The sequence below is a fragment of the Flavobacterium qiangtangense genome, from assembly GCF_042658345.1.
Taxonomy (GTDB): domain Bacteria; phylum Bacteroidota; class Bacteroidia; order Flavobacteriales; family Flavobacteriaceae; genus Flavobacterium; species Flavobacterium qiangtangense.
In genome coordinates, this window is the sequence record NZ_JBHSQB010000008.1 from 173,248 (window position 1) to 194,375 (window position 21,128).

Annotated in this window: 17 protein-coding genes and 1 tRNA gene; 13 read left to right on the forward strand and 5 right to left on the reverse strand. The window is 36.6% G+C overall.

Features of this window, described 5'->3' with window-relative positions:
- Positions 1-31: 31 nt before the first annotated feature.
- Positions 32-102, forward strand: a tRNA-Gln gene (locus ACFPVY_RS11555).
- A 50-nt stretch (positions 103-152) separates the two neighbouring features.
- On the opposite strand, the gene ACFPVY_RS11560 is transcribed toward ACFPVY_RS11555, so the two are convergent.
- Positions 153-977 carry a universal stress protein gene (locus tag ACFPVY_RS11560; protein ID WP_379792167.1) on the reverse strand — a complete coding sequence of 275 codons (825 nt, stop codon included), beginning with the start codon at positions 975-977 and terminating at the stop codon, positions 153-155.
- Between the two features lie 190 nt (positions 978-1,167).
- On the opposite strand from ACFPVY_RS11560, the gene rimP reads away from it, so the two are divergent.
- The 4 genes from rimP to ACFPVY_RS11580 all read left to right on the forward strand — a co-directional run bounded on the left by rimP (position 1,168) and on the right by ACFPVY_RS11580 (position 7,042).
- On the forward strand, positions 1,168-1,632 hold the full coding sequence (gene rimP, locus ACFPVY_RS11565; RefSeq protein WP_379792168.1) for a ribosome assembly cofactor RimP: 465 nt from the start codon (positions 1,168-1,170) through the stop codon (positions 1,630-1,632).
- Positions 1,633-1,646: 14 nt separating this feature from the next.
- Complete coding sequence (nusA, locus tag ACFPVY_RS11570; protein WP_379792170.1) at positions 1,647-2,891, forward strand: transcription termination factor NusA; 1,245 nt, start codon at positions 1,647-1,649, stop codon at positions 2,889-2,891.
- Between the two features lie 47 nt (positions 2,892-2,938).
- Positions 2,939-5,881: a translation initiation factor IF-2 gene (gene infB / locus ACFPVY_RS11575; RefSeq protein WP_379792171.1), complete on the forward strand. Its 2,943-nt coding sequence runs from the start codon at positions 2,939-2,941 to the stop codon at positions 5,879-5,881.
- A 72-nt stretch (positions 5,882-5,953) separates the two neighbouring features.
- The gene (locus tag ACFPVY_RS11580; protein WP_379792172.1) at positions 5,954-7,042 is read left to right on the forward strand and encodes a DUF6563 family protein; all 1,089 of its coding nucleotides are present in this window, start codon (positions 5,954-5,956) and stop codon (positions 7,040-7,042) included.
- A 31-nt stretch (positions 7,043-7,073) separates the two neighbouring features.
- Here ACFPVY_RS11580 and ACFPVY_RS11585 read toward each other — a convergent pair whose 3' ends face one another.
- Entirely contained in the window at positions 7,074-7,463 is a 390-nt protein-coding gene (locus ACFPVY_RS11585; protein ID WP_379792174.1) for an SPOR domain-containing protein, read from the reverse strand.
- 221 nt (positions 7,464-7,684) lie between these two features.
- Between ACFPVY_RS11585 and ACFPVY_RS11590 the strand changes: the two genes are divergently transcribed.
- Genes ACFPVY_RS11590 through ACFPVY_RS11625 form a run of 8 tightly spaced genes read left to right on the forward strand, consistent with a single transcriptional unit; the run spans position 7,685 to position 19,224 of the window.
- Positions 7,685-9,010, forward strand: a complete 1,326-nt coding sequence (locus ACFPVY_RS11590; protein ID WP_379792175.1) for a c-type cytochrome — start codon at positions 7,685-7,687, stop codon at positions 9,008-9,010.
- A 34-nt stretch (positions 9,011-9,044) separates the two neighbouring features.
- Entirely contained in the window at positions 9,045-12,110 is a 3,066-nt protein-coding gene (locus ACFPVY_RS11595) for a TAT-variant-translocated molybdopterin oxidoreductase (protein WP_379792176.1), read from the forward strand.
- A gap of 36 nt (positions 12,111-12,146) precedes the next feature.
- Positions 12,147-13,550, forward strand: coding sequence for an NrfD/PsrC family molybdoenzyme membrane anchor subunit (nrfD, locus tag ACFPVY_RS11600; protein WP_379792178.1), 1,404 nt, complete (start codon positions 12,147-12,149; stop codon positions 13,548-13,550).
- Positions 13,543-14,067: a DUF3341 domain-containing protein gene (locus ACFPVY_RS11605; protein ID WP_379792179.1), complete on the forward strand. Its 525-nt coding sequence runs from the start codon at positions 13,543-13,545 to the stop codon at positions 14,065-14,067. Before nrfD ends, ACFPVY_RS11605 begins: the two co-directional genes overlap by 8 nt.
- Before the next feature lie 8 nt (positions 14,068-14,075).
- Positions 14,076-14,621 carry a c-type cytochrome gene (locus ACFPVY_RS11610; RefSeq protein WP_379792180.1) on the forward strand — a complete coding sequence of 182 codons (546 nt, stop codon included), beginning with the start codon at positions 14,076-14,078 and terminating at the stop codon, positions 14,619-14,621.
- Positions 14,622-14,648: 27 nt separating this feature from the next.
- Positions 14,649-16,205 carry a quinol:cytochrome C oxidoreductase gene (locus tag ACFPVY_RS11615; protein ID WP_379792181.1) on the forward strand — a complete coding sequence of 519 codons (1,557 nt, stop codon included), beginning with the start codon at positions 14,649-14,651 and terminating at the stop codon, positions 16,203-16,205.
- 18 nt (positions 16,206-16,223) lie between these two features.
- A complete protein-coding gene (locus ACFPVY_RS11620) occupies positions 16,224-17,384 on the forward strand; it encodes a cytochrome c oxidase subunit II (RefSeq protein ID WP_379792182.1) in 1,161 nt (386 codons plus the stop codon).
- Between the two features lie 40 nt (positions 17,385-17,424).
- The gene (locus tag ACFPVY_RS11625; protein WP_379792184.1) at positions 17,425-19,224 is read left to right on the forward strand and encodes a cytochrome c oxidase subunit I; all 1,800 of its coding nucleotides are present in this window, start codon (positions 17,425-17,427) and stop codon (positions 19,222-19,224) included.
- An 81-nt stretch (positions 19,225-19,305) separates the two neighbouring features.
- Here ACFPVY_RS11625 and ACFPVY_RS11630 read toward each other — a convergent pair whose 3' ends face one another.
- From ACFPVY_RS11630 to ACFPVY_RS11640, 3 genes are all read right to left on the reverse strand, one after another.
- Entirely contained in the window at positions 19,306-19,758 is a 453-nt protein-coding gene (locus ACFPVY_RS11630; protein WP_379792186.1) for a ferritin-like domain-containing protein, read from the reverse strand.
- Between the two features lie 116 nt (positions 19,759-19,874).
- Positions 19,875-20,381: a GNAT family N-acetyltransferase gene (locus ACFPVY_RS11635; protein WP_379792188.1), complete on the reverse strand. Its 507-nt coding sequence runs from the start codon at positions 20,379-20,381 to the stop codon at positions 19,875-19,877.
- Between the two features lie 12 nt (positions 20,382-20,393).
- Complete coding sequence (locus ACFPVY_RS11640) at positions 20,394-21,128, reverse strand: YqjF family protein (protein ID WP_379792190.1); 735 nt, start codon at positions 21,126-21,128, stop codon at positions 20,394-20,396.

Here is a 21,128-nt window from a genome sequence, read left to right on the forward strand (position 1 = left end):
TACTAAATTTGCACTCGCAATAAAGAAATGCTGGCCTATGGTGTAATGGTAACACTACTGTTTTTGGTGCAGTCATTCAAGGTTCGAGTCCTTGTGGGCCAACAAAAAACCTCTCAGAAATGAGAGGTTTTTTTATGCAATTAATTGATCTTTTAGATTTTAAAAGTTACAACCGGGCGCTGAGCATGATTTACTAAATCTTCACTGATGCTTCCGTTGAAGAAATGTGAGATTCCTTTTCTTCCGTGAGTGCTCATCCCAATTAAATCAGCATTGATGCTTTTTGCGAAGTTTAAGATTCCTTTTTCCACATTTGTGTCGTTATAAATGTGAGTTGTGTAATCTGAAATATTGAAAGAAGCGATAAAATCTGCCATAATTTTTTTGGCGACTTCTGTAGATTTAAAATTATTTGGGGTGTTGATCATTACCAAATTCAGGTGTGCTTTAAATTTTGTTGCAAAATCAACCACTTTAGAAAATGAAGATTTAATCTCTTCGCTGAAGTCAGAAGCGAAAACAAATTTTGAAACACCAAAATCAGCATCTTCTTTTTTGATAACCAAAACAGGAATGTCAGAAGAGCGAACCACTTTTTCAGTATTTGAGCCAATGAACATTTCTTGGAAACCGCTGGCTCCGTGAGAACCCATTACAATTAAATCGACATTATTTTTGTGGGAAACGCTAACAATTCCTTCAAAAGCTTTCTCAAATTGAATGGCTTCAGAAACCGGAATTCCGTCTAAATAATCAACATCCATAAGGTCTTCAAGCTTTTCAATCGCCTTGTTTTTGAAAAACATAATTTCAGGAATGTCTTTTCCAGAACCAACAGCGTCGCTTGCTTGTCCAGGTAATTCTAACATGTGAAGAAGGATGATTTCGCCGTCATTTTCACGGGCAATTTTTGCTGCGACTTTTAACGCATATTCTGCATTTGCAGAAAAATCGGTAGGGACTAATATTTTTTTCATAGTTGTAAGGATAAGAATATTTTATAAAAATTTAAGCTCGTTTTTCTTACATTAAAGGTAAGAATAAAAATTAACACCGCACAATATACTGCAATCATTTTAGATATATAAAAAAATCACTATATTTGCACCGTTATTTATTAAAAACTAGATAATGAGGGGACTAATTGTCCCCTCTTTTTATAAAAATATGACATTTAAAGAAAAAGTTAGCGAGTTATTAAATGCAGGTCTTGAAGAGAAGCCTGAACTTTTTTTAATTGACCTGACAATTACAGACACTTTTAAAGTTATTATTACCTTAGATGGGGATAATGGCGTAAATTTGCAAGATTGCATCGACATTAGTCGTGCGATTGATGCTAATTTAGACAGAGAAGAACAAGATTATTCTCTAGAAGTGGCTTCTGGTGGAGTTTCTGCTCCGTTAAAATTAGTTAGACAATACAAAAAAAATATCGGCAGAACTTTGCAAGTAAAAACTGCGTCAGATACTATAACTGCAGAATTAGTTGATGCAAATGATGATTTTATCACATTGACTTGGACTGCAAGAGAACCAAAAGAAATAGGCAAAGGAAAAGTGACAGTGGAAAAAAGATTGGAACTTCCTTATGCCGATATAAAAGAAGCAATTGTTACAATAACATTTTAATTTAAAGAATAGGCATGGAGAATATTGCATTAATCGAGTCATTTTCAGAGTTTAAAGACGACAAGTTAATTGATCGTGTAACGCTTATGGCGATTTTGGAAGATGTGTTTAGAAATGCATTGAAAAAGAAATATGGTTCTGATGATAATTTCGATATCATTATCAATCCTGATAAAGGTGATATGGAGATTTGGAGAAGAAGAGTTATTGTTGCAGACGAAGATTTAGATTTCGAAAACGAAGAAATCACATTAACAGAAGCAAGAAGAATTGAACCAGATTTTGAGATTGGAGAAGAAGTTTCTGAAGAAGTAAAGTTGATAGATTTAGGAAGAAGAGCTATCTTAGCACTACGTCAGAACTTGATTTCTAAAATTCATGAACATGATAACACAAATCTTTACAAACAATTTAAAGATTTAATTGGCGATATTTATACAGCAGAAGTACACCACGTTCGTCCAAGAGCCGTAATTTTGGTGGATGATGAAGGAAATGAAATTGTGCTTCCAAAGGAAAAACAAATTCCTTCTGACTTTTTCAGAAAAGGAGATAACGTTCGCGGAATCATTGAAAATGTGGAATTGAAAGGAAATAAACCTCAAATTATTATGTCTAGAACTTCTGAGAAGTTTTTAGAAAAATTATTTGAACAAGAAATTCCTGAGGTTTTCGACGGATTGATTATGATTAAAGGTGTAGTCAGAATTCCGGGTGAAAAAGCAAAAGTGGCCGTTGATTCTTATGATGATAGAATTGACCCAGTTGGAGCTTGTGTTGGTATGAAAGGTTCAAGAATCCACGGAATTGTTCGTGAATTGGGTAACGAAAATATCGACGTAATTAATTATACGACAAACACGCAGTTGTTTATTACAAGAGCATTAAGCCCTGCAAAAGTTTCTTCAATCAAAATCAATGAAGAAACAAAAAGAGCAGATGTGTACTTGAAGTTAGAAGAAGTGTCGAAAGCTATTGGTAGAGGTGGCCACAATATCAAATTAGCGGGACTTTTGACAGGATACGAATTAGATGTTATCCGTGAAGGTAATATTGCAGAAGAAGAGGATGATGTTGAGTTGACTGAATTTTCTGATGAAATAGAAGCTTGGGTAATCGAAGAATTTGCAAAAATAGGTTTAGATACCGCAAGAAGCATCTTAAAACAGGATGTGAATGACTTAGTTAGAAGAACAGATCTTGAAGAAGAAACGATCCTTGATGTGATCAGAATCCTTAAAGACGAATTCGAAGACTAAGCTCAACCACAACAACACAACAAAAAAGGTAATAATAAAAAGGTTATATGTCTGAAGAGAGAGTAATAAGAATAAACAAGGTTTTAAGGGAATTGAACATTTCGTTAGATAGAGCCGTTGATTATCTAAAAGATAAGGGAATTGCTATTGATGCAAATCCAAACGCGAAAATATCTGAGAAAGAATTCGATATCTTGCAAAGTCAATTTGCTGGCGATAAGGGTAAAAAAGAAGCTTCCAAAGAGGTTGGGGAAGAAAAAAGAAAAGAGAAAGAAGCATTGCGTTTAGAAAGAGAAAAAGAAATCGAGGAAAAACGCAAGCAAGACGAAGAACGTCAACGTCAAGAAGTAATCAAAGCTAAGGCTACTCTAGCGGGGCCAAAGCAAGTTGGAAAAATCGATTTGGAGCCAAAATCTCCTGCGGTTGCACCAACTCCTAAAGCTGTTGAACCGACTCCGACTCCAGAAAAACCTGAAGAAAAACCAGTTGTTGAGCCTGTAAAGGAAACTCCAGTTGCAAAAGTGGAAGAACCAAAAGCAGAACAACCAAAACCTCAAGCTCCGGTTGTGAAACCAGAAGCGCCAAAGGTTGAAGTACCAAAAGCAGAAGCTCCAAAAGTGGAAGAAAAACCTGTGGTAGCTCCAGTTGCGAAACAAGAGGAAAAGAAAGAGGAGAAAAAAGAAACTACGGCTCTAGTTGCAAATGCTACAACTCCAGAAGGCGAACAGCCAGCTGAAGAAGCAATTACAACGCAGTACCAAAAATTATCAGGTACAACTTTTACTGGACAGACTATTGACTTGTCACAATTCAATAAGCCTAAAAAGAAAAAAGAAGAGCCAAAAATTGTTCCAAACAAACCAGGTGCTCCAGGTGCCGCAGGTGCGAACAATAACAATAATAAGAACAAGAGAAAAAGAATTCCAGGAAAACCAGGCGCTCCGGGTCAAGGTGGCGGTGTGGCAACTCCAGGAAATATCATTCGTCCAAACGCTCCAGGAGCTGGTGGAAACAATGCAAATAGAAGTGCTAGACCTGGTTTCGTAAAAGGAAACAGACCTGCAATCGTTGCAAAAGTGGAGCCTACGGAAGAAGAAGTTAAAAATCAAATTAGAGAGACTTTAGAAAAACTTCAAGGAAAAGGAAGCAAATCTAAAGCGGCTAAGTATAGAAGAGACAAAAGAGACACGCACCGTCAAAAATCTGATGATGAGCAAAGAGCCATTGAAGAAGGAAGCAAAACAATCAAAGTAACAGAATTCGTTACTGTTGGTGAAGTTGCAACCATGATGGATGTGCCGATTACTAAAGTGATTGGAACATGTATGTCACTTGGAATCATGGTTACCATGAACCAACGTCTTGATGCAGAGACATTGTCTATCGTTGCAGATGAATTCGGTTATGAAGTAGAATTTATTACTACAGATATCGAAGAAAATCAAGAAATCATCGAAGACAGAGAAGAAGATCTAGTGTCAAGAGCGCCGATTGTAACTGTAATGGGTCACGTCGATCACGGTAAAACATCGCTTTTGGATTACATCCGTAAAGAAAATGTTATCGCCGGTGAATCTGGAGGAATCACACAGCACATTGGAGCTTATGCAGTGACTTTAGATAATGGTCAAAAAATCACATTCTTAGATACACCAGGTCACGAGGCGTTTACCGCGATGCGTGCACGTGGAGCTCAAGTTACCGATATCGCAATTATTGTTGCGGCGGCAGATGATGATATCATGCCTCAAACAAAAGAAGCGATTTCTCACGCACAAGCAGCGAATGTTCCAATGATTTTCGCAATCAACAAGGTGGATAAGCCAGCAGCGAATCCTGAGAAAATTAAAGAACAATTAGCAGGTATGAACTTACTTGTGGAAGATTGGGGTGGAAAATACCAATCACATGATATTTCTGCAAAAGTGGGAACGGGTGTGAAAGATCTTCTAGAAAAAGTTTTATTAGAAGCTGAATTACTTGACTTAAAAGCAAACCCTACAAAACCAGCTGTTGGAACTGTAGTGGAAGCGCAATTAGATAAAGGTAGAGGTTATGTGACTACAATTTTAGTTCAAGCCGGTACTTTAAAAGTTGGAGATTATGTATTGGCAGGAAAAAATCATGGTAAAATTAAAGCCATGTATGACGAAAGAGGAAATGCGGTTAAAGAAGCAGGACCTTCAACTCCAATTTCGATCCTTGGATTGGACGGAGCGCCAACTGCTGGTGATAAATTCAACGTTTTTGAAGACGAAAGAGAAGCGAAACAAATTGCTGCAAAACGTACGCAATTAATTCGTGAGCAATCTGCAAGAACTAAGAAACACACGACTCTTGCTGAGCTTGGACGTAGAATTGCTCTTGGACAGTTTAAAGAATTGAACATCATTATTAAAGGTGACGTGGATGGTTCGGTTGAAGCATTGGCAGATTCATTCTCTAAATTATCAACTGAGGAAATCGAAATCAAGATTATCCATAAAGGTGTTGGAGCAATTACAGAAACTGACGTTAACTTGGCGTCTGCTTCTGATGCGATCATCATCGGATTTAACGTGAGACCTGCAGGAAATGCGAGAGCATTGGCTGATAAAGAAGAAATCGATATCCGTAATTACTCAATCATCTATGATGCAATTGACGACTTGAAAGATGCGATGGAAGGAATGCTTTCTCCAGAAATGAAGGAAGAAATTTCGGGAACTGCTGAAATTCGTGAGATTTTCAAAATTTCTAAAGTAGGTTCAATTGCAGGTTGTATGGTGATGGACGGAAAAATCATCCGTTCTTCAAGAATACGCCTAATCCGTGAGGGTGTTGTAATCCACACAGGAGAATTGGTTGCCTTGAAACGTTTCAAAGACGATGTCAAAGAAGTTTCAAAAGGATATGACTGTGGTATTCAAATTAAAGGATACAATGATATTGAGCAATATGATATCATCGAATCATTCCAAGAAGTTGCAGTGAAGAAAAAATTGAAATAATTTTCTATATTTATAAAAAAATCCCAATTGTTAAATTGGGATTTTTTTTGGTCTAAATTCAAATGTAAAAAGATGAAAAAAGTAATTGCAATTCTGTTATTTATAAGTTCGTTTTCCGGATTTTCTCAGTCGGAAATCAAGTATCATAAAATTTCCTTGGAAGATAAAAACGACACGCCAATTGGTCTTAATTTTTCAATTTCTAAAGTTTATGACGGAAGACAATTCAAAGAAAACATCGGAACAATTCAAAAAGGAGCTTTTAATAAAAAGGTTTTAGCAGATTTCGAAAAACCATTGGAGGAAGAAATTTTGAATTATTTATCCGTAATTCTTCCTGCTTCCAATAAAAATATTGCCATTCGAATTAATGATTTGTATGTTTCAGAAATTACAAAAGCTTTTTCAGAAACAGGTTTTGCTACAATTGTCTTGGATATAATCGAACAAAAAGACGGTGCTGATTTCATCGTTGGAACGTATTCTTACACGGCCGAAGGAAACGGAATGGATGTGACAAATAAGCACGATGATCGGCTAAAAGAAGCGCTTGTTCAGATTATGACACAATATAAAAATACGTCGCAAGACAAGAAAACGCAGATTGCTTTTGATCCAAATCAAATTATTACGAACAGAACTTTAGTTGAAAAGCCTAAAAAAGGAATTTATCTAACTTATGCGGATGTTTTAAACGAAAAGCCGTTTACCGAAGATTTTAATTTCAGCAATAAAAAGGAGCAATATTTTATAATGGATGCTTCCGGAAAAGACAAATCAAACTATTTTGGGTTTAGCGATGGGAATAATTTTTATATCAATGTTTCAAAATATGCAAACAATAAATTCTATGCAAAGACGGATATTGTTGGTAATAAATATTTTGTAGAAGATGTGGTTTATAATCCAAATAGTGTGATGGCGGCAAGCGCAATGTTTGGACTTGTTGGCGCTTTAGTAGCTTCTTCTGCAGGAAGTGGAAATGTTCCAATGCTGATCGATTGTTATTCTGGACAGCCAATTTTTTTATCTAATGCTGAAATCAAAACACTTCTTAAACCGAAGCCAGAACTTTATAAAGAATATAAGGATAGCAAGAAAACCAATGAAGATATCAAGAATGTTCTTCAGAAATACTATCAAGTAACATTAAAGAATTAAAAAATGCCTTCTGATTTAGAAGGCATTTTTGTTATTTGGTAGGCTTTATTACAAGCGCGTTCGGATATTTTTTTCTCAAATCATTTAAGTTTCTTTCGGCTTCAATTTTCGTCTTGAAATTACCAATCCATACTTTATATGTCGGCGTGTTGAAGACGATTGTACCGTCTAAATTTTTAAATTCACGCTTAAATTCGGTCAAAGTTTTCTTCGCAGTTTCGCTGTCGCCATTATAAACTTGAATTTTATAGCGTTCATTTACGGTTAAAGACGAGTTGATTTTTCGCTTTTCAGCAAGCAATTGTTCAAATTTTGGATCTTGAGTAACCTTAATATTTTTTTCTTGCGAATGTGCCGAAACTGTTAAAAATGCTATGAAAGAAGCAGTTAGAAGTGTTGATTTTGGACTTAAAATTCTCATAATGAAGTTAGTTTTATGCAAATATAATATTTAACATTTGATTGAAATTTAAAAAAATTATTTAGAATTAATATAAATTGATTATTAAGACTTCTTTAGGGTTTTGAGAATAGTTCTTAAGTCGTATTTTTGTGCAAAGTTTTAAATAACGTATGGAATTTTCTCAACAATTCTGTAAAAGAAAAAACCATACCAAATTTAGTCGATAATCATTTTTAAATATGAAAAAGGTGGGTAATCCTAATTCGATTTCACGAATACTACTGTTCAGTTTAGCGCTTATGCTAACATTTTCCGTTTCATCTTTTGCTCAAGAAACAGCTGCTGCTCCAGCTGCCGAGGCCTCAGCTCCTGCTGCGGGTGCTGGCGATGCTGCTGCAGGAAAAGCTCTTTTTAATGCGAACTGCGCTGCGTGTCACAAATTAGACGCAAAGATGACAGGGCCTGCATTAAGAGGCGTGACTGAAAGACATGATACAAAATGGTTGCATTCTTGGATTAAAGATAGCCAGGCTATGATTAAGTCAGGTGATGCTGCTGCTGTAAAAGTTTTTAATGAGAATAACAAGTCTATTATGACGTCGTTTCCTCAATTGTCTGATGCTGATATTGATAATATCTTAGCTTATACTTCTGAGCCAAAAGCTGAGCCAAAAGTTGCTACGACTACTGATGGAGGTGGTGGAGCTGTTGCTGAAGGAAGTGGGATTTCTAACAATGTTATTCTTGGTGCTTTGGCATTGGTGATGGTAATGTTGGTTGTGATGCTTTTCTTGGTAAACAAAGTATTAGGGAAAGTTGCAAGAGCTAACGGTATTGAGCCAGAATATAAAGAACCAGTGACTCCAATTTGGGTTGCGTTTGCTAGAAACCAATTTTTGGTTCTGGTAACTTCAATTGTATTGTTGTTGGCGAGTGGTTATTTTGTTTACGGGTACTTAATGCAAGTTGGTGTTGACCAAGGTTATCAGCCAATTCAGCCAATTCATTATTCTCACAAGATTCACGCTGGTGATAATGGTATTGATTGTAAATATTGTCACTCTTCAGCTAGATCAAGTAAAAATGCAGGTATCCCTTCGTTGAATGTTTGTATGAACTGTCACAAAAATATCTCAGAAGTTGCAGAAGAAACTGGAACTCCAGAACACAGCAAAGCATTTTATGACGGAGAAATCCAAAAGTTGTATGACGCAGTGGGTTGGGATAAAGCAGCTCAAAAATATACAGGAAAAACACAGCCGGTTAAATGGGTGAGAATTCATAATCTTCCAGACTTCGTTTACTTCAATCACTCTCAGCACGTAATTGTTGGTGGAATTGAATGTCAAACTTGTCACGGTCCAGTGGAAACATTGGAAATTATGGAACAACATTCTCCATTAACAATGGGATGGTGTATTGACTGTCACCGCAAGACGGATGTGAAAATGGAAGGTAATGCTTACTATGACAAAATTCACGCAGAACTTGCTAAAAAATATGGTAAAGACAAGCTGACTGCTGCAGAGATGGGTGGTTTAGAGTGTGGAAAATGCCACTATTAATCAAATTTATTAAGATAATTTATATATAATATACATGTCATCAAACAAAAAATACTGGAAAAGTGTTGAAGAACTAAACGATAATAGTTCTATTGTTGAGACGCTCAGAAATAACGAATTCTCGGAGCCAATTCCGGTGGAGGAGTTTTTAGGAGATAAAGAATCATTATCAGCATCATCAACATCACGTCGTGATTTCTTAAAATATGTTGGATTTAGTACAGCTGCTGCTTCTTTGGTAGCTTGCGAAGGTCCGGTTATTAAATCTATACCTTATGTAGTGCAGCCGGAAGAAATTATTCCTGGTGTTGCAGATTATTATGCTACTACAGTTGCTGATGGTTTTGATTTTGCAAATATCTTGATCAAAACACGTGAAGGTCGTCCAATTAAAGTTGAAAACAATACGCTTGACGGAGTTAAACTTAGTGCTAACGCAAGAGTTCATGCTTCTGTTCTTTCTTTATATGATAGCACTCGTTTAAAACAACCAAAAATTGCAAAAAAATCGGCTTCTTGGTCTGATGTTGATGCAAGAGTTAAGGCTAGTTTAAATGAAGCAAGAACTTCAGGAGGTCAAGTTGTTTTGCTTACAAATACAATGGCAAGTCCGTCTACTGATAAATTAATTGCTGAATTTATTGCTAAAAACCCATCTGCAAAACACGTTGTTTATGATGCGGTTTCTGAATCTAATGCTTTGGATGCTTTCCAAATGGTATATGGAGAAAGAGCTTTAGCGGATTATGATTTCTCAAAAGCAAATACAATCGTTTCTGTTGGTGCAGATTTCTTAGGAGATTGGCAAGGTGGCGGATTTGATGGTGGATATGCAAAAGGACGTGTTCCGAAAAACGGAGTAATGTCTAAGCATATTCAACTTGAAGCAAATATGTCTATGTCAGGTGCAAATGCTGACAAACGTATTCCTTTGACAGTTACAGACCAAAAACAAGCTTTGGTTAAAATATACAATATTATTACAGGTGCTTCTGTTGGAACTCAAAAAGTTGCCAGAGAAGAAGAAGTAATGAAAGCAGCACAGCAATTAAAAGCGGCTGGTTCAAAAGGAGTTTTGATTTCAGGTTTGGATGATTTGAACGCACAATTGTTGGTTTTTGCAATTAACAATGCATTACAATCTCAAGCTTTCAATCCTTCTGGAGCTAGATTGACTAGAAAAGGTGATGCTAAAGCAGTTGCTAAATTGGTAGCTGATATGAAAGCAGGAAGTGTTCATACATTAATTATGAGCGGTGTGAATCCAGTTTACACGCTTGCTGCTTCAAAAGATTTTGCTGAAGGATTGAAAAAAGTAAAATTGTCTGTTGCTTTTTCTTTGAAAGAAGATGAAACTGCAGTTCTTTCTTCAATCGCGGCACCAGCTCCACATTACTTGGAGTCTTGGGGAGATGTTACAATTTCTAAAGGAAACTTGAGCATCACGCAACCAACAATCCGTCCTTTATTTGATACAAGACAATTCCAGGAAGCTTTATTACTTTGGTCTGATAATTCAACTGCTTATTATGATTATTTAAAAGCAGCTGTAACTTCTTCAGTAAGTGGTGTTACTTGGAACAAATTAGTTCACGACGGAATCTTTTCAACTCCAGTAACTTCTGTTGCTTCTGGATCTGCTGATTATGCATCTGCAGCTTCAACTTTGGCGCAAGCTAAAAAAGCAGGAGATTTCGAATTGGTATTATATACTAAAACGGGAATGGGAGATGGTCAACAAGCAAACAACCCTTGGTTACAAGAATTCCCAGATCCGATCACTCGTGTGTCTTGGGATAACTATATGACAATTTCTAAAGCAGATGCTGCTAGATTAGATATTGAAAACTTTAATGTTGCAAACGGTGGTTTGAATGGTAGTTATGTAACTATCGAAGTGGGTGGAGTGAAATTGGAAAAAGTTCCGGTTATCATTCAGCCAGGTCAAGCTGTTGGAACAATTGGTGTAGCTCTTGGTTATGGACGTAAAGAGTCTATGAAAGAAGAGATGCAGGTTGGTGTTAATGCTTATGCATTATATGCTAACGCTAATGCAAACCAAACTGCAAAAATCACAAAAGAAAGTGGAGATCACGAATTTGCTTGTGTGCAGTTGCAAAGGACTTTAATGGGTAGAGGCGATATCATTAAAGAAACTACTTTGAATGTTTTCAACGAAGCTGAAGCTGAAGTTTGGAATCCTTCTCCAATGGTTTCTTTAGATCACAACCCAGTTAAGGCGAATACTGTTGACTTGTGGGATTCATTTGATCGTTCTGTTGGACACCACTTTAAATTATCAATTGATTTAAATTCATGTACGGGTTGTGGCGCTTGCGTTATCGCTTGTCATGCTGAAAATAACGTTCCTGTTGTTGGAAAATCTGAAGTAAGAAGAAGCCGTGATATGCACTGGTTGCGTATCGACAGATATTATTCTTCTGAAGATACTTTTGAAAAAGACAATGAGAAAAAAGAAGGATTTGAAGGGTTATTCGGTGACAAAGGCTCTTTAGGAGGTTTTGGAGAAATGGAAGATCCATCAGATAATCCACAAGTAGCATTCCAGCCGGTGATGTGTCAACACTGTAATCACGCACCATGTGAAACAGTTTGTCCTGTTGCTGCCACATCTCACGGTCGTCAAGGTCAAAACCATATGGCATATAACAGATGTGTTGGAACTCGTTACTGTGCAAACAACTGTCCTTATAAAGTACGTCGTTTCAACTGGTTCTTGTACAACAAAAACTCAGAATTTGATTACCACATGAATGACGATTTAGGTCGTATGGTATTGAATCCAGATGTTGTTGTTCGTTCAAGAGGAGTTATGGAAAAATGTTCTTTCTGTATTCAATCTACTCAAGCTGTTATTTTAAAAGCGAAGAGAGAAGGAAGACCAGTTAAGGAAGGTGAATTCAATGATACTTGTGCTTGCTCTGCAGCATGTACTTCAGGATCTATGGTATTTGGTGACGTAAATGAAAAAGAAAGTCCTATTGCTAAATTAGAACAAGATCCAAGAATGTATCATTTATTGGAGCACGTTGGAACAAAACCTAATGTATTCTATCACGTAAAAGTTAGAAATACCTAGAAATAAATAATTAATCAAGAAACAAGATAAAGGATTATGTCGTCTCACTACGAAGCACCCATTAGAAAACCTTTAGTTATAGGTGATAAAACTTATCACGATGTAACAGTAGATGTAGCTGCACCTGTTGAAGGTAGAGCGAACAAGCAATGGTGGATTGTATTTTCAATCGCATTAGCAGCTTTCCTTTGGGGAATAGGCTGTATTATATACACCGTCTCTACTGGTATTGGTACATGGGGATTAAATAAAACAGTTGGCTGGGCTTGGGATATCACGAACTTCGTTTGGTGGGTTGGTATCGGGCACGCCGGAACATTGATTTCAGCAGTACTTTTGTTATTCCGTCAGAAATGGAGAATGGCAATTAACCGTTCTGCAGAAGCAATGACCATTTTCTCGGTAGTTCAAGCAGGTTTGTTCCCAATTATTCACATGGGTCGTCCATGGTTAGCATACTGGGTATTGCCAATTCCGAATCAATTTGGTTCGTTATGGGTAAACTTTAACTCACCATTGCTTTGGGACGTATTTGCGATTTCAACGTATCTTTCTGTATCATTGGTTTTCTGGTGGACAGGTTTGCTTCCAGATTTCGCAATGCTTAGAGATAGAGCTGTAACGCCTTTCACAAAAAGAGTTTATTCAATCTTGAGCTTCGGTTGGAGCGGTAGAGCAAAAGACTGGCAACGTTTCGAAGAAGTATCTTTGGTTCTTGCAGGTTTGGCAACACCACTTGTACTTTCTGTACACACGATCGTATCTTTTGACTTTGCTACTTCTGTAATTCCAGGATGGCATACTACAATCTTCCCTCCATACTTCGTTGCTGGAGCGGTATTCTCAGGATTTGCGATGGTAAATACATTGCTTATCATTATGAGAAAAGTTTCAAACCTAGAAGCTTATATTACATTGCAACACATCGAATTGATGAATATCGTAATCATGATTACAGGTTCTATCGTAGGTGTGGCATATATCACAGAGTTATTCGTGGCTTGGTATTCAGGAGTTGAGTATGAACAATACGCTTTCTTGAACAGAGCAACAGGACCATACGCTTGGGCTTACTGGGCGATGATGACTTGTAACGTGTTCTCTCCGCAGTTCATGTGGTTCAAAAAATTAAGAACAAGTATCATGTTTTCTTTCGTTATCTCGATTGTAGTAAATATCGGTATGTGGTTTGAGCGTTTCGTAATTATCGTAACTTCATTACACAGAGATTACCTTCCGTCATCTTGGACAATGTTCTCACCAACATTTGTTGATATCGGAATCTACATCGGAACAATCGGTTTCTTCTTTGTATTATTCTTATTATATGCTAGATCTTTCCCAGTGATTGCTCAAGCAGAGGTAAAAACAATCTTGAAATCTTCTGGAGATAATTATAAAAAACATAGAGAAGAAAATAAACATTCACACCATGAGTAATAAAGTTATATACGCTATTTATAATGATGATGATGTGCTTATGGATGCCGTTAAGAAAACACGTGCTGCTCATCACCATATTGAAGAAGTTTTCACTCCATTTCCAGTTCACGGATTGGACAAAGCAATGGGAATCGCACCAACAAGATTAGCAATTTGTGCTTTTATTTATGGACTATGCGGTTTGTCTTTCGCAACGTGGATGATGAACAATATCATGATTTCTGACTGGCCACAAGATATCGGTGGAAAGCCAAGTTTTAGTTATATCGAAAATATGCCAGCATTCGTGCCTGTAATGTTTGAGATGACTGTATTCTTTGCAGCTCACTTAATGGTTCTTACTTTTTATATGAGAAGTAGATTATGGCCATTTAAATCAGCAGAAAATCCAGATGTAAGAACTACAGATGACCACTTTTTGATGGAAGTTGCGGTTCACGGTGATGAAAATGAGTTAGTTTCATTTTTTCAAAATACTGGAGCAGTAGAAGTTAAAGTAATAGAAAAGCATTAAGACTAGATATGAAAAGTTTATATAAAATAACACTTTTGGTAGGAATCGCGATAACGGCTGTGTCTTGTCACAACAAGAAAAAGCCTAACTATCAATATATGCCAAATATGTATGAGTCAGTAGGATATGAAACCTATTCTGAATCTAATGCTTTTGCAAATGGTAAAGAAGGACAGCTTCCTGCAAAAGGTTCTATTCCAAGAGGTTTTGAACCTTATGAATATGAAAATTCTACAGCAGGTTATGAATTAGCAAAAGCTAATTTAAAATCTCCTTTAGATTCAGTTGCAAAAAGCTCTGATAAAGGCGCGCAACTTTTCGGAATCTACTGTGCAATCTGCCATGGTGAAAAAGGTGACGGAAAAGGAAACTTGGTAAAAAGAGAGAAATTTCTTGGTGTACCAAGTTATGCTGATAGAGTTATCACTGAAGGAAGTGTTTTCCACGTTGAAACTTACGGATTAAACGCAATGGGTTCTCACGCTAACCAATTGACTCAACAAGAGCGTTGGATGGTTGCAGCTTATGTGATGAAACTTAAGAGTGAATTATAATTGTAGAACAAACTGATCTTAATAGATATGTACACATTTTCAAGCAAATTAAAAACTGTAGCGTTCGTCTTTATGATTTTAGGAATCTTAGGGATAGGTTATGGTTTTTTAACTGCACCAAAAAATACTGCTGAAGTAGAAGAAATCTTAAAGAAAGAATCTGAAGAACACGGCGGTCATCACGCAGCAGCTGGACATGATGCTCACGAAGCTCATCCTGCAAAAGAAGCGCACGCAACTGAAACGCATGAATCTCATGACGCAGTTGTTGCAACTGAAGCAAAACCAGAAGCAAGCATGGCTGATCCTGCAATTCATATTGATACAATTTCTACAACAAAAGATACAGCACATGCAGTAGTTGCGACTGAAGAGCACCATGATGATCACGCAGCTGTTGCTGTTCACGGTCATGATAAAGCAGAAGGTGGCCACGATGCACATGCAGAACACGAAGCTCACGTTAAACATGTGGAGCACGTTTATCACCAACTAACGAATAAACCTTGGGCAGCTGTTTATGTAGCAGCATTATTCTTCATGTTGATTTCATTGGGTGTTTTAGCATTTTATGCAATCCAACAAGTGGCACAAGCTGGATGGTCTCCAGTGTTGTTTAGAGTTATGCAAGGAATCACGGCTTATTTGCCTTGGGGTTCTGTAATTGTATTTATTCTTTTAGCTTTAGGAGCTTTCCATTTCCACCATTTATTTGTTTGGATGGATGCAGAATTGCTTGATCCAAAAAGCCCTAAATTTGATAAATTGATTTCTAATAAATCGGGATACTTAAACGAATATTTCTGGTTAATCAGAGCAGCAGTTTTCATCATCGGATGGAACCTTTACAGACACTTTTCAAGAAAGAACTGTTTGGCTCAAGACGAAGCAAGCGACAATGCTTTTTACAAAAAGAACTTTAAATTGTCTGCAGGATTCTTAGTATTCTTCATCGTTACCGAGTCTATTATGTCTTGGGATTGGATTATGTCTGTTGATCCACACTGGTTCAGTACATTGTTTGGATGGTACGTATTAATGAGTTTCCTTGTAAGCGCTGTTACAGTTATTGCATTGACTACTTTATACTTAAAATCTAAAGGATATTTAGAATATGTAAACACAAGTCATATCCACGATTTAGCTAAATTTATGTTTGGATTCAGTGTATTCTGGACATACTTATGGTTCTCTCAATTTATGTTGATCTGGTATGCAAACATCCCTGAGGAAGTTACTTACTTTATCACAAGAATTGAACAATACAACTTGCCTTTCTTCGGAATGGTTGTTATGAATTTTGTTTTCCCAATTTTGATTTTGATCAATACAGATTTCAAGCGTTTGACTTGGATCATAGTTATGGCTGGAGTTGTAATTTTAGCAGGACACTATATTGACTTTTATAATATGATTATGCCAGCAACTGTTGGTGACCGTTGGTTCATCGGATTTGCAGAAATTGGTTCTGTACTTTTCTTCCTTGGATTATTTATATTGGTAGTATTTACTGCTCTTACTAAATCTCCTTTATTGGCAAAAAGAAATCCGCTTATTGAGGAAAGTAAACATTTTCATTATTAATATTTAAAGAAAAAACAGATGACAAGTTTGTTGGTAATTATAGTTTTAGTTTTATTAGCTGTTGCAATTTGGCAATTAACTAAAATTTTCGATTTGACTCAAGTTGGCGCAAAACGTGATGATTCACAAGTTGCCAATGATAAGGATAATAATGTAAATGGATACTTGATGTTTGCCTTTTTGGTATTCATCTATCTAACGACGATTTACTGTGTAGTTGAATTTGGTCATTTCCCATTAATGAGCAACTCGGCTTCTGTTCACGGAGCAGATGTTGACAGCTTAATGTGGATTTCGATGATTTTGATTTTCGTTGTACAAACGATCACTCAAGCGTTATTGCACTATTTCTCTTTTAAATATAGAGGTAGAGAAGGACAAAAAGCATTATACTTTGCAGATAATGACAAATTAGAATTTATCTGGACAATTATCCCGGTAATCGTTTTGGCTGGTTTGATCCTTTACGGATTATACGCTTGGACAAACATTATGTTTGTTGACGAAGACGAAGATGTAATTGTTGTTGAATTATATGCAAAACAATTCTCTTGGGAAGCTAGATATTCTGGAGAAGACAATGTTCTTGGTAAAGCAAATGTTCGTTATATCGAAGGAATAAATACTTTAGGTGTTGACGTAACAGATCCAAACGCGCAAGACGATAAAGTTGTAAACGAATTACACTTGCCAAAAGGTAAAAAAGTAGTTTTTAAAATGCGTTCTCAAGACGTCTTGCACTCAGCTTACATGCCTCACTTTAGAGCTCAAATGAACTGTGTTCCAGGTATGGTTACTCAGTTTGCTTTTACTCCAAACAAGACTACAGCTGAAATGCGTCAAACTCCTGAAATCGTTGAAAAAGTATCTGTTATTAATGAAATTAGAGCTAAAAAGAGTGTAGAACTTACCAAAAAAGGTGAGCCAGGATTAGACCCTTATACTTTTGACTTCTTATTGCTTTGTAACAAAATCTGCGGACCTTCTCATTACAATATGCAAATGAAAATTGTAGTAGAAAGCGAAGCTGATTACAAAAAATGGTTAAGTGAAAAACCAACTTTGGTTTCTGCAGTAAAAGCTGAAAAAGAGCCAAAAGCTGAAACTGTTGGTCCAACTGCTCCAGTAGATTCTACAAAAGCATCAGTTGACACGACAAAAGTTGTAGCGGCTAATTAATAATAAGTATATCTTTTAAATAAAATTTAAATTATAATATATGTCAGATCACGGACACGATCAACACGATCACGATCACGAACACGAACACCACCACAAAGATACTTTCATCACGAAATATATCTTTAGTATCGATCATAAGATGATTGCCAAACAATACTTGATTACAGGTATTATCATGGGAATCATTGGAGTGGGAATGTCCCTGCTTTTCAGAATGCAATTGGCTTGGCCAGAAGAATCATTTGGAATTTTCAAATTTTTCTTAGGTGAGAAATTTGCTCCAGGTGGAGTTATGAAAAATGACGCTTACCTTGCACTTGTTACAATCCACGGAACCATCATGGTATTCTTTGTATTGACAGCAGGTTTGAGTGGAACTTTTAGTAACCTTTTGATTCCATTGCAAATTGGTGCTCGAGATATGGCATCTGGTTTTATGAACATGGTTTCATACTGGTTGTTCTTCCTTTCAAGCGTAATTATGATTTCGTCATTATTCGTTGAATCAGGTCCTGCATCTGCTGGATGGACGATTTATCCGCCTTTATCAGCATTGCCACAAGCAATTCCTGGTTCTGGAACAGGTATGACTTTATGGTTAGTGGCAATGGCAGTTTTCATCGCATCTTCATTAATGGGATCTTTGAACTATGTTGTTACAGTAATCAACTTGAGAACAAAAGGAATGTCAATGACAAGATTGCCACTTACAATTTGGGCTTTCTTTATCACTGCAGTAATTGGTATCGTTTCTTTCCCGGTTCTTTTGTCAGCAGCTTTGTTATTGATTATGGACAGAAGTTTCGGAACTTCTTTCTTCTTATCTGATATTTATATTGCCGGAGAAGTATTGCACTATCAAGGTGGTTCGCCAGTTTTATTTGAACACTTATTTTGGTTCTTAGGTCACCCTGAAGTTTATATCGTAATCTTGCCTGCAATGGGACTTGTTTCTGAAATTATGGCAACCAACTCTCGTAAGCCAATCTTTGGTTACAGAGCGATGATCACGTCAATTCTTGCAATTGCTTTCTTGTCAACAATCGTTTGGGGTCACCACATGTTTATCTCAGGAATGAATCCATTCTTAGGATCTGTGTTTACATTTACAACATTGTTGATCGCAATTCCTTCTGCGGTAAAAGCGTTCAACTGGATTACAACTCTTTGGAAAGGTAACTTACAAATGAATCCTGCAATGTTGTTCTCTATCGGATTTGTTTCTACTTTCATCACTGGAGGTTTAACAGGAATCATCCTTGGAGACAGCACACTTGATATCAACGTTCACGATACATATTTTGTTGTAGCTCACTTCCACTTGGTAATGGGTATCTCAGCACTTTACGGAATGTTTGCTGGAGTTTACCACTGGTTCCCAAGAATGTTCGGAAGAATGTTGAATAAAAATTTAGGTTATATTCACTTTTGGGTAACTGCAGTTTGTGCTTACGGAGTTTTCTTCCCAATGCACTTCATCGGTATGGCAGGTCTTCCAAGACGTTATTATACAAACACGGCATTCCCATTATTTGATGACTTACAAAACGTAAACGTTTTAATTACAGTTTTCGCTTTAGTTGGTGGTGCTTTCCAAATCGTATTCATCTGGAACTTCTTCCACAGTATTTTCTACGGAAAAAGATCGGTAATGAATCCTTGGAAATCTACAACTCTTGAATGGACAGCTCCAGTGGAACACATCCACGGAAACTGGCCAGGAGAACTTCCAGAAGTACACAGATGGCCTTATGATTACAGCAAGCCAGGTTTCGAGGAAGATTTCATCCCACAAACTGTTCCTTTTAGAGAAGGAGAAGAAGAACTTCATCACTAAGATTATATAAAAAAACCGCTTCTGATTTCAGAAGCGGTTTTTTATTTTAAAACTATTAAAAAACTTCACATTCGAAGTTTTTTAGTTTGCAGAAGCATCTCTTAAAGCCTTAACTCTATCGTGATCAGCTCTCAAAGTTGTCTGTTGTTGAGAAACCAATTGGGTGTGCTCTCCAGATAATTCATTACCTTTTTCAAGTACTGATTCATAAGTTTCTAAAGCTTTGTCTTCACCAAATTCGCAAGAATCCAAAATCGCGTGACGATCATTTCCTGTCAAGGCCGCTTTTACATCCATCCAAGCTCTGAAGAATTTTCCAGTAACTCTTGTTCCTTCTTCTGGCTTTCCGCCAAGTCTTGTAACTTCAGAACTCAATTCAGAAACATTTTTGTGACTTGTAGCAGCCAACTCTCCAAATAAAGATTTTAAATCGGTGTCTTTTGCTTCTTTTGAAGCCGTTTCATATCCTTCGATGCGGTCGTTATTAATCTCAATTAACTTGTTTAAAGCATCAATGTTTTTTGAATTTTCCATGTCTAATTTGTTTTTATAATTTACTATTATAAATTTCCGAATTAAAAAAGGAAAAGGTATTACAAGATTTTGGCACAAGGTTACAAGTTTAGCAACATTGCATCTGATAGCGTCAATTATTTGAAAATATAATGAAACATCGATTCGTCTTCAGTGATTCTTTTGAAGTTTAATTTTTCTAATGTTTTATAAGAACCTTCATTTTCAACCAAACATTTTGCCGTAATTGTATTTACATTTTCCTGAGAAATCGCCCAATCACACAAAGCTTTTGCTGCTTCAAAAGCATAACCTTTTTGTCGTTCGCTTGCAATGATTCCATAGCCCAAGTCAATTTCACCAGCTTGGTTGGGAATTCCTTTGAACCCAACATCACCGATAATTTTCATTTCCTGTTTTGTAATTATCACCCAAGATTCAAATCCAGTTGGACCATTTGACAATTCGATATTTGCAACAATCTTCGGAATGGTGTCCAAAGTTTCTTGATCAGGATAACCTTCGCCAGCATTCAATCCGTTATTTTGAAGCGCAACAAAATTTTTATCATTGACCAAATGGCACAATTGTTTTGTAAACGGAATAAGAAGTAATCGTTCCGTTTCTATTTTTTCAATATTCATACGTTTTAAGATTTAACGATTATCCCAATCGCTTTTTCTAATTTTTTTCTTTCCCCAAGCAACCACTTTTACGCCTTCAGAATAATTAACTAAGTCAGGTTTTCTTCCTATTAATTTCTCTAATCTTGGATAATGCAACTCAATATTTTCAACAATGGCTTCTCTGATTGGCCATTCTTGATGGTGGATTTCATATTCGTTGATGAAGTTTTTGGTGTCTTGAAACAAAGCATATCGTTCGGTTAACCAAAGGTCGATTTCAGTTTTTTGTACGGCTTGACCGATTTTAAATTTGATGTCTAATTTATCTCCAAATTCAGAATTTGAAGAACGGTAATATTCCATTTCACGTTTAATACTCGAAAATCGGTAAGGAAGTTCCGAAATCAATTTAGCCACTTTGCAAGACAGATCTTTCCCCCCTTCCATACTCAAAAAATAAACGCCGGTTTTGCTTTTCGTTTTCACGTAAGTCCGAACATTTATTTCAAAGAAATTAGAAATAGGAGCAAATGCAGGCAAAAACCTTGGACGAATTTCTTCCATTGCAAAAGCCACAACCGAAACCCAAGGCTTTCCTTCGAATAAATCAATCTCCAATTCCTTCGGAACATGTTTTTTCAATTCTTCCAAATCAACTTCCCAATGCAGAAAAATTGCATCATTCCATTCTTGGTAAAATCGCCAACGATCTTTCGGAATTTCCCAAGGGCGATGCGAACTTTGTTCTAAAATCTTCCGAATCAT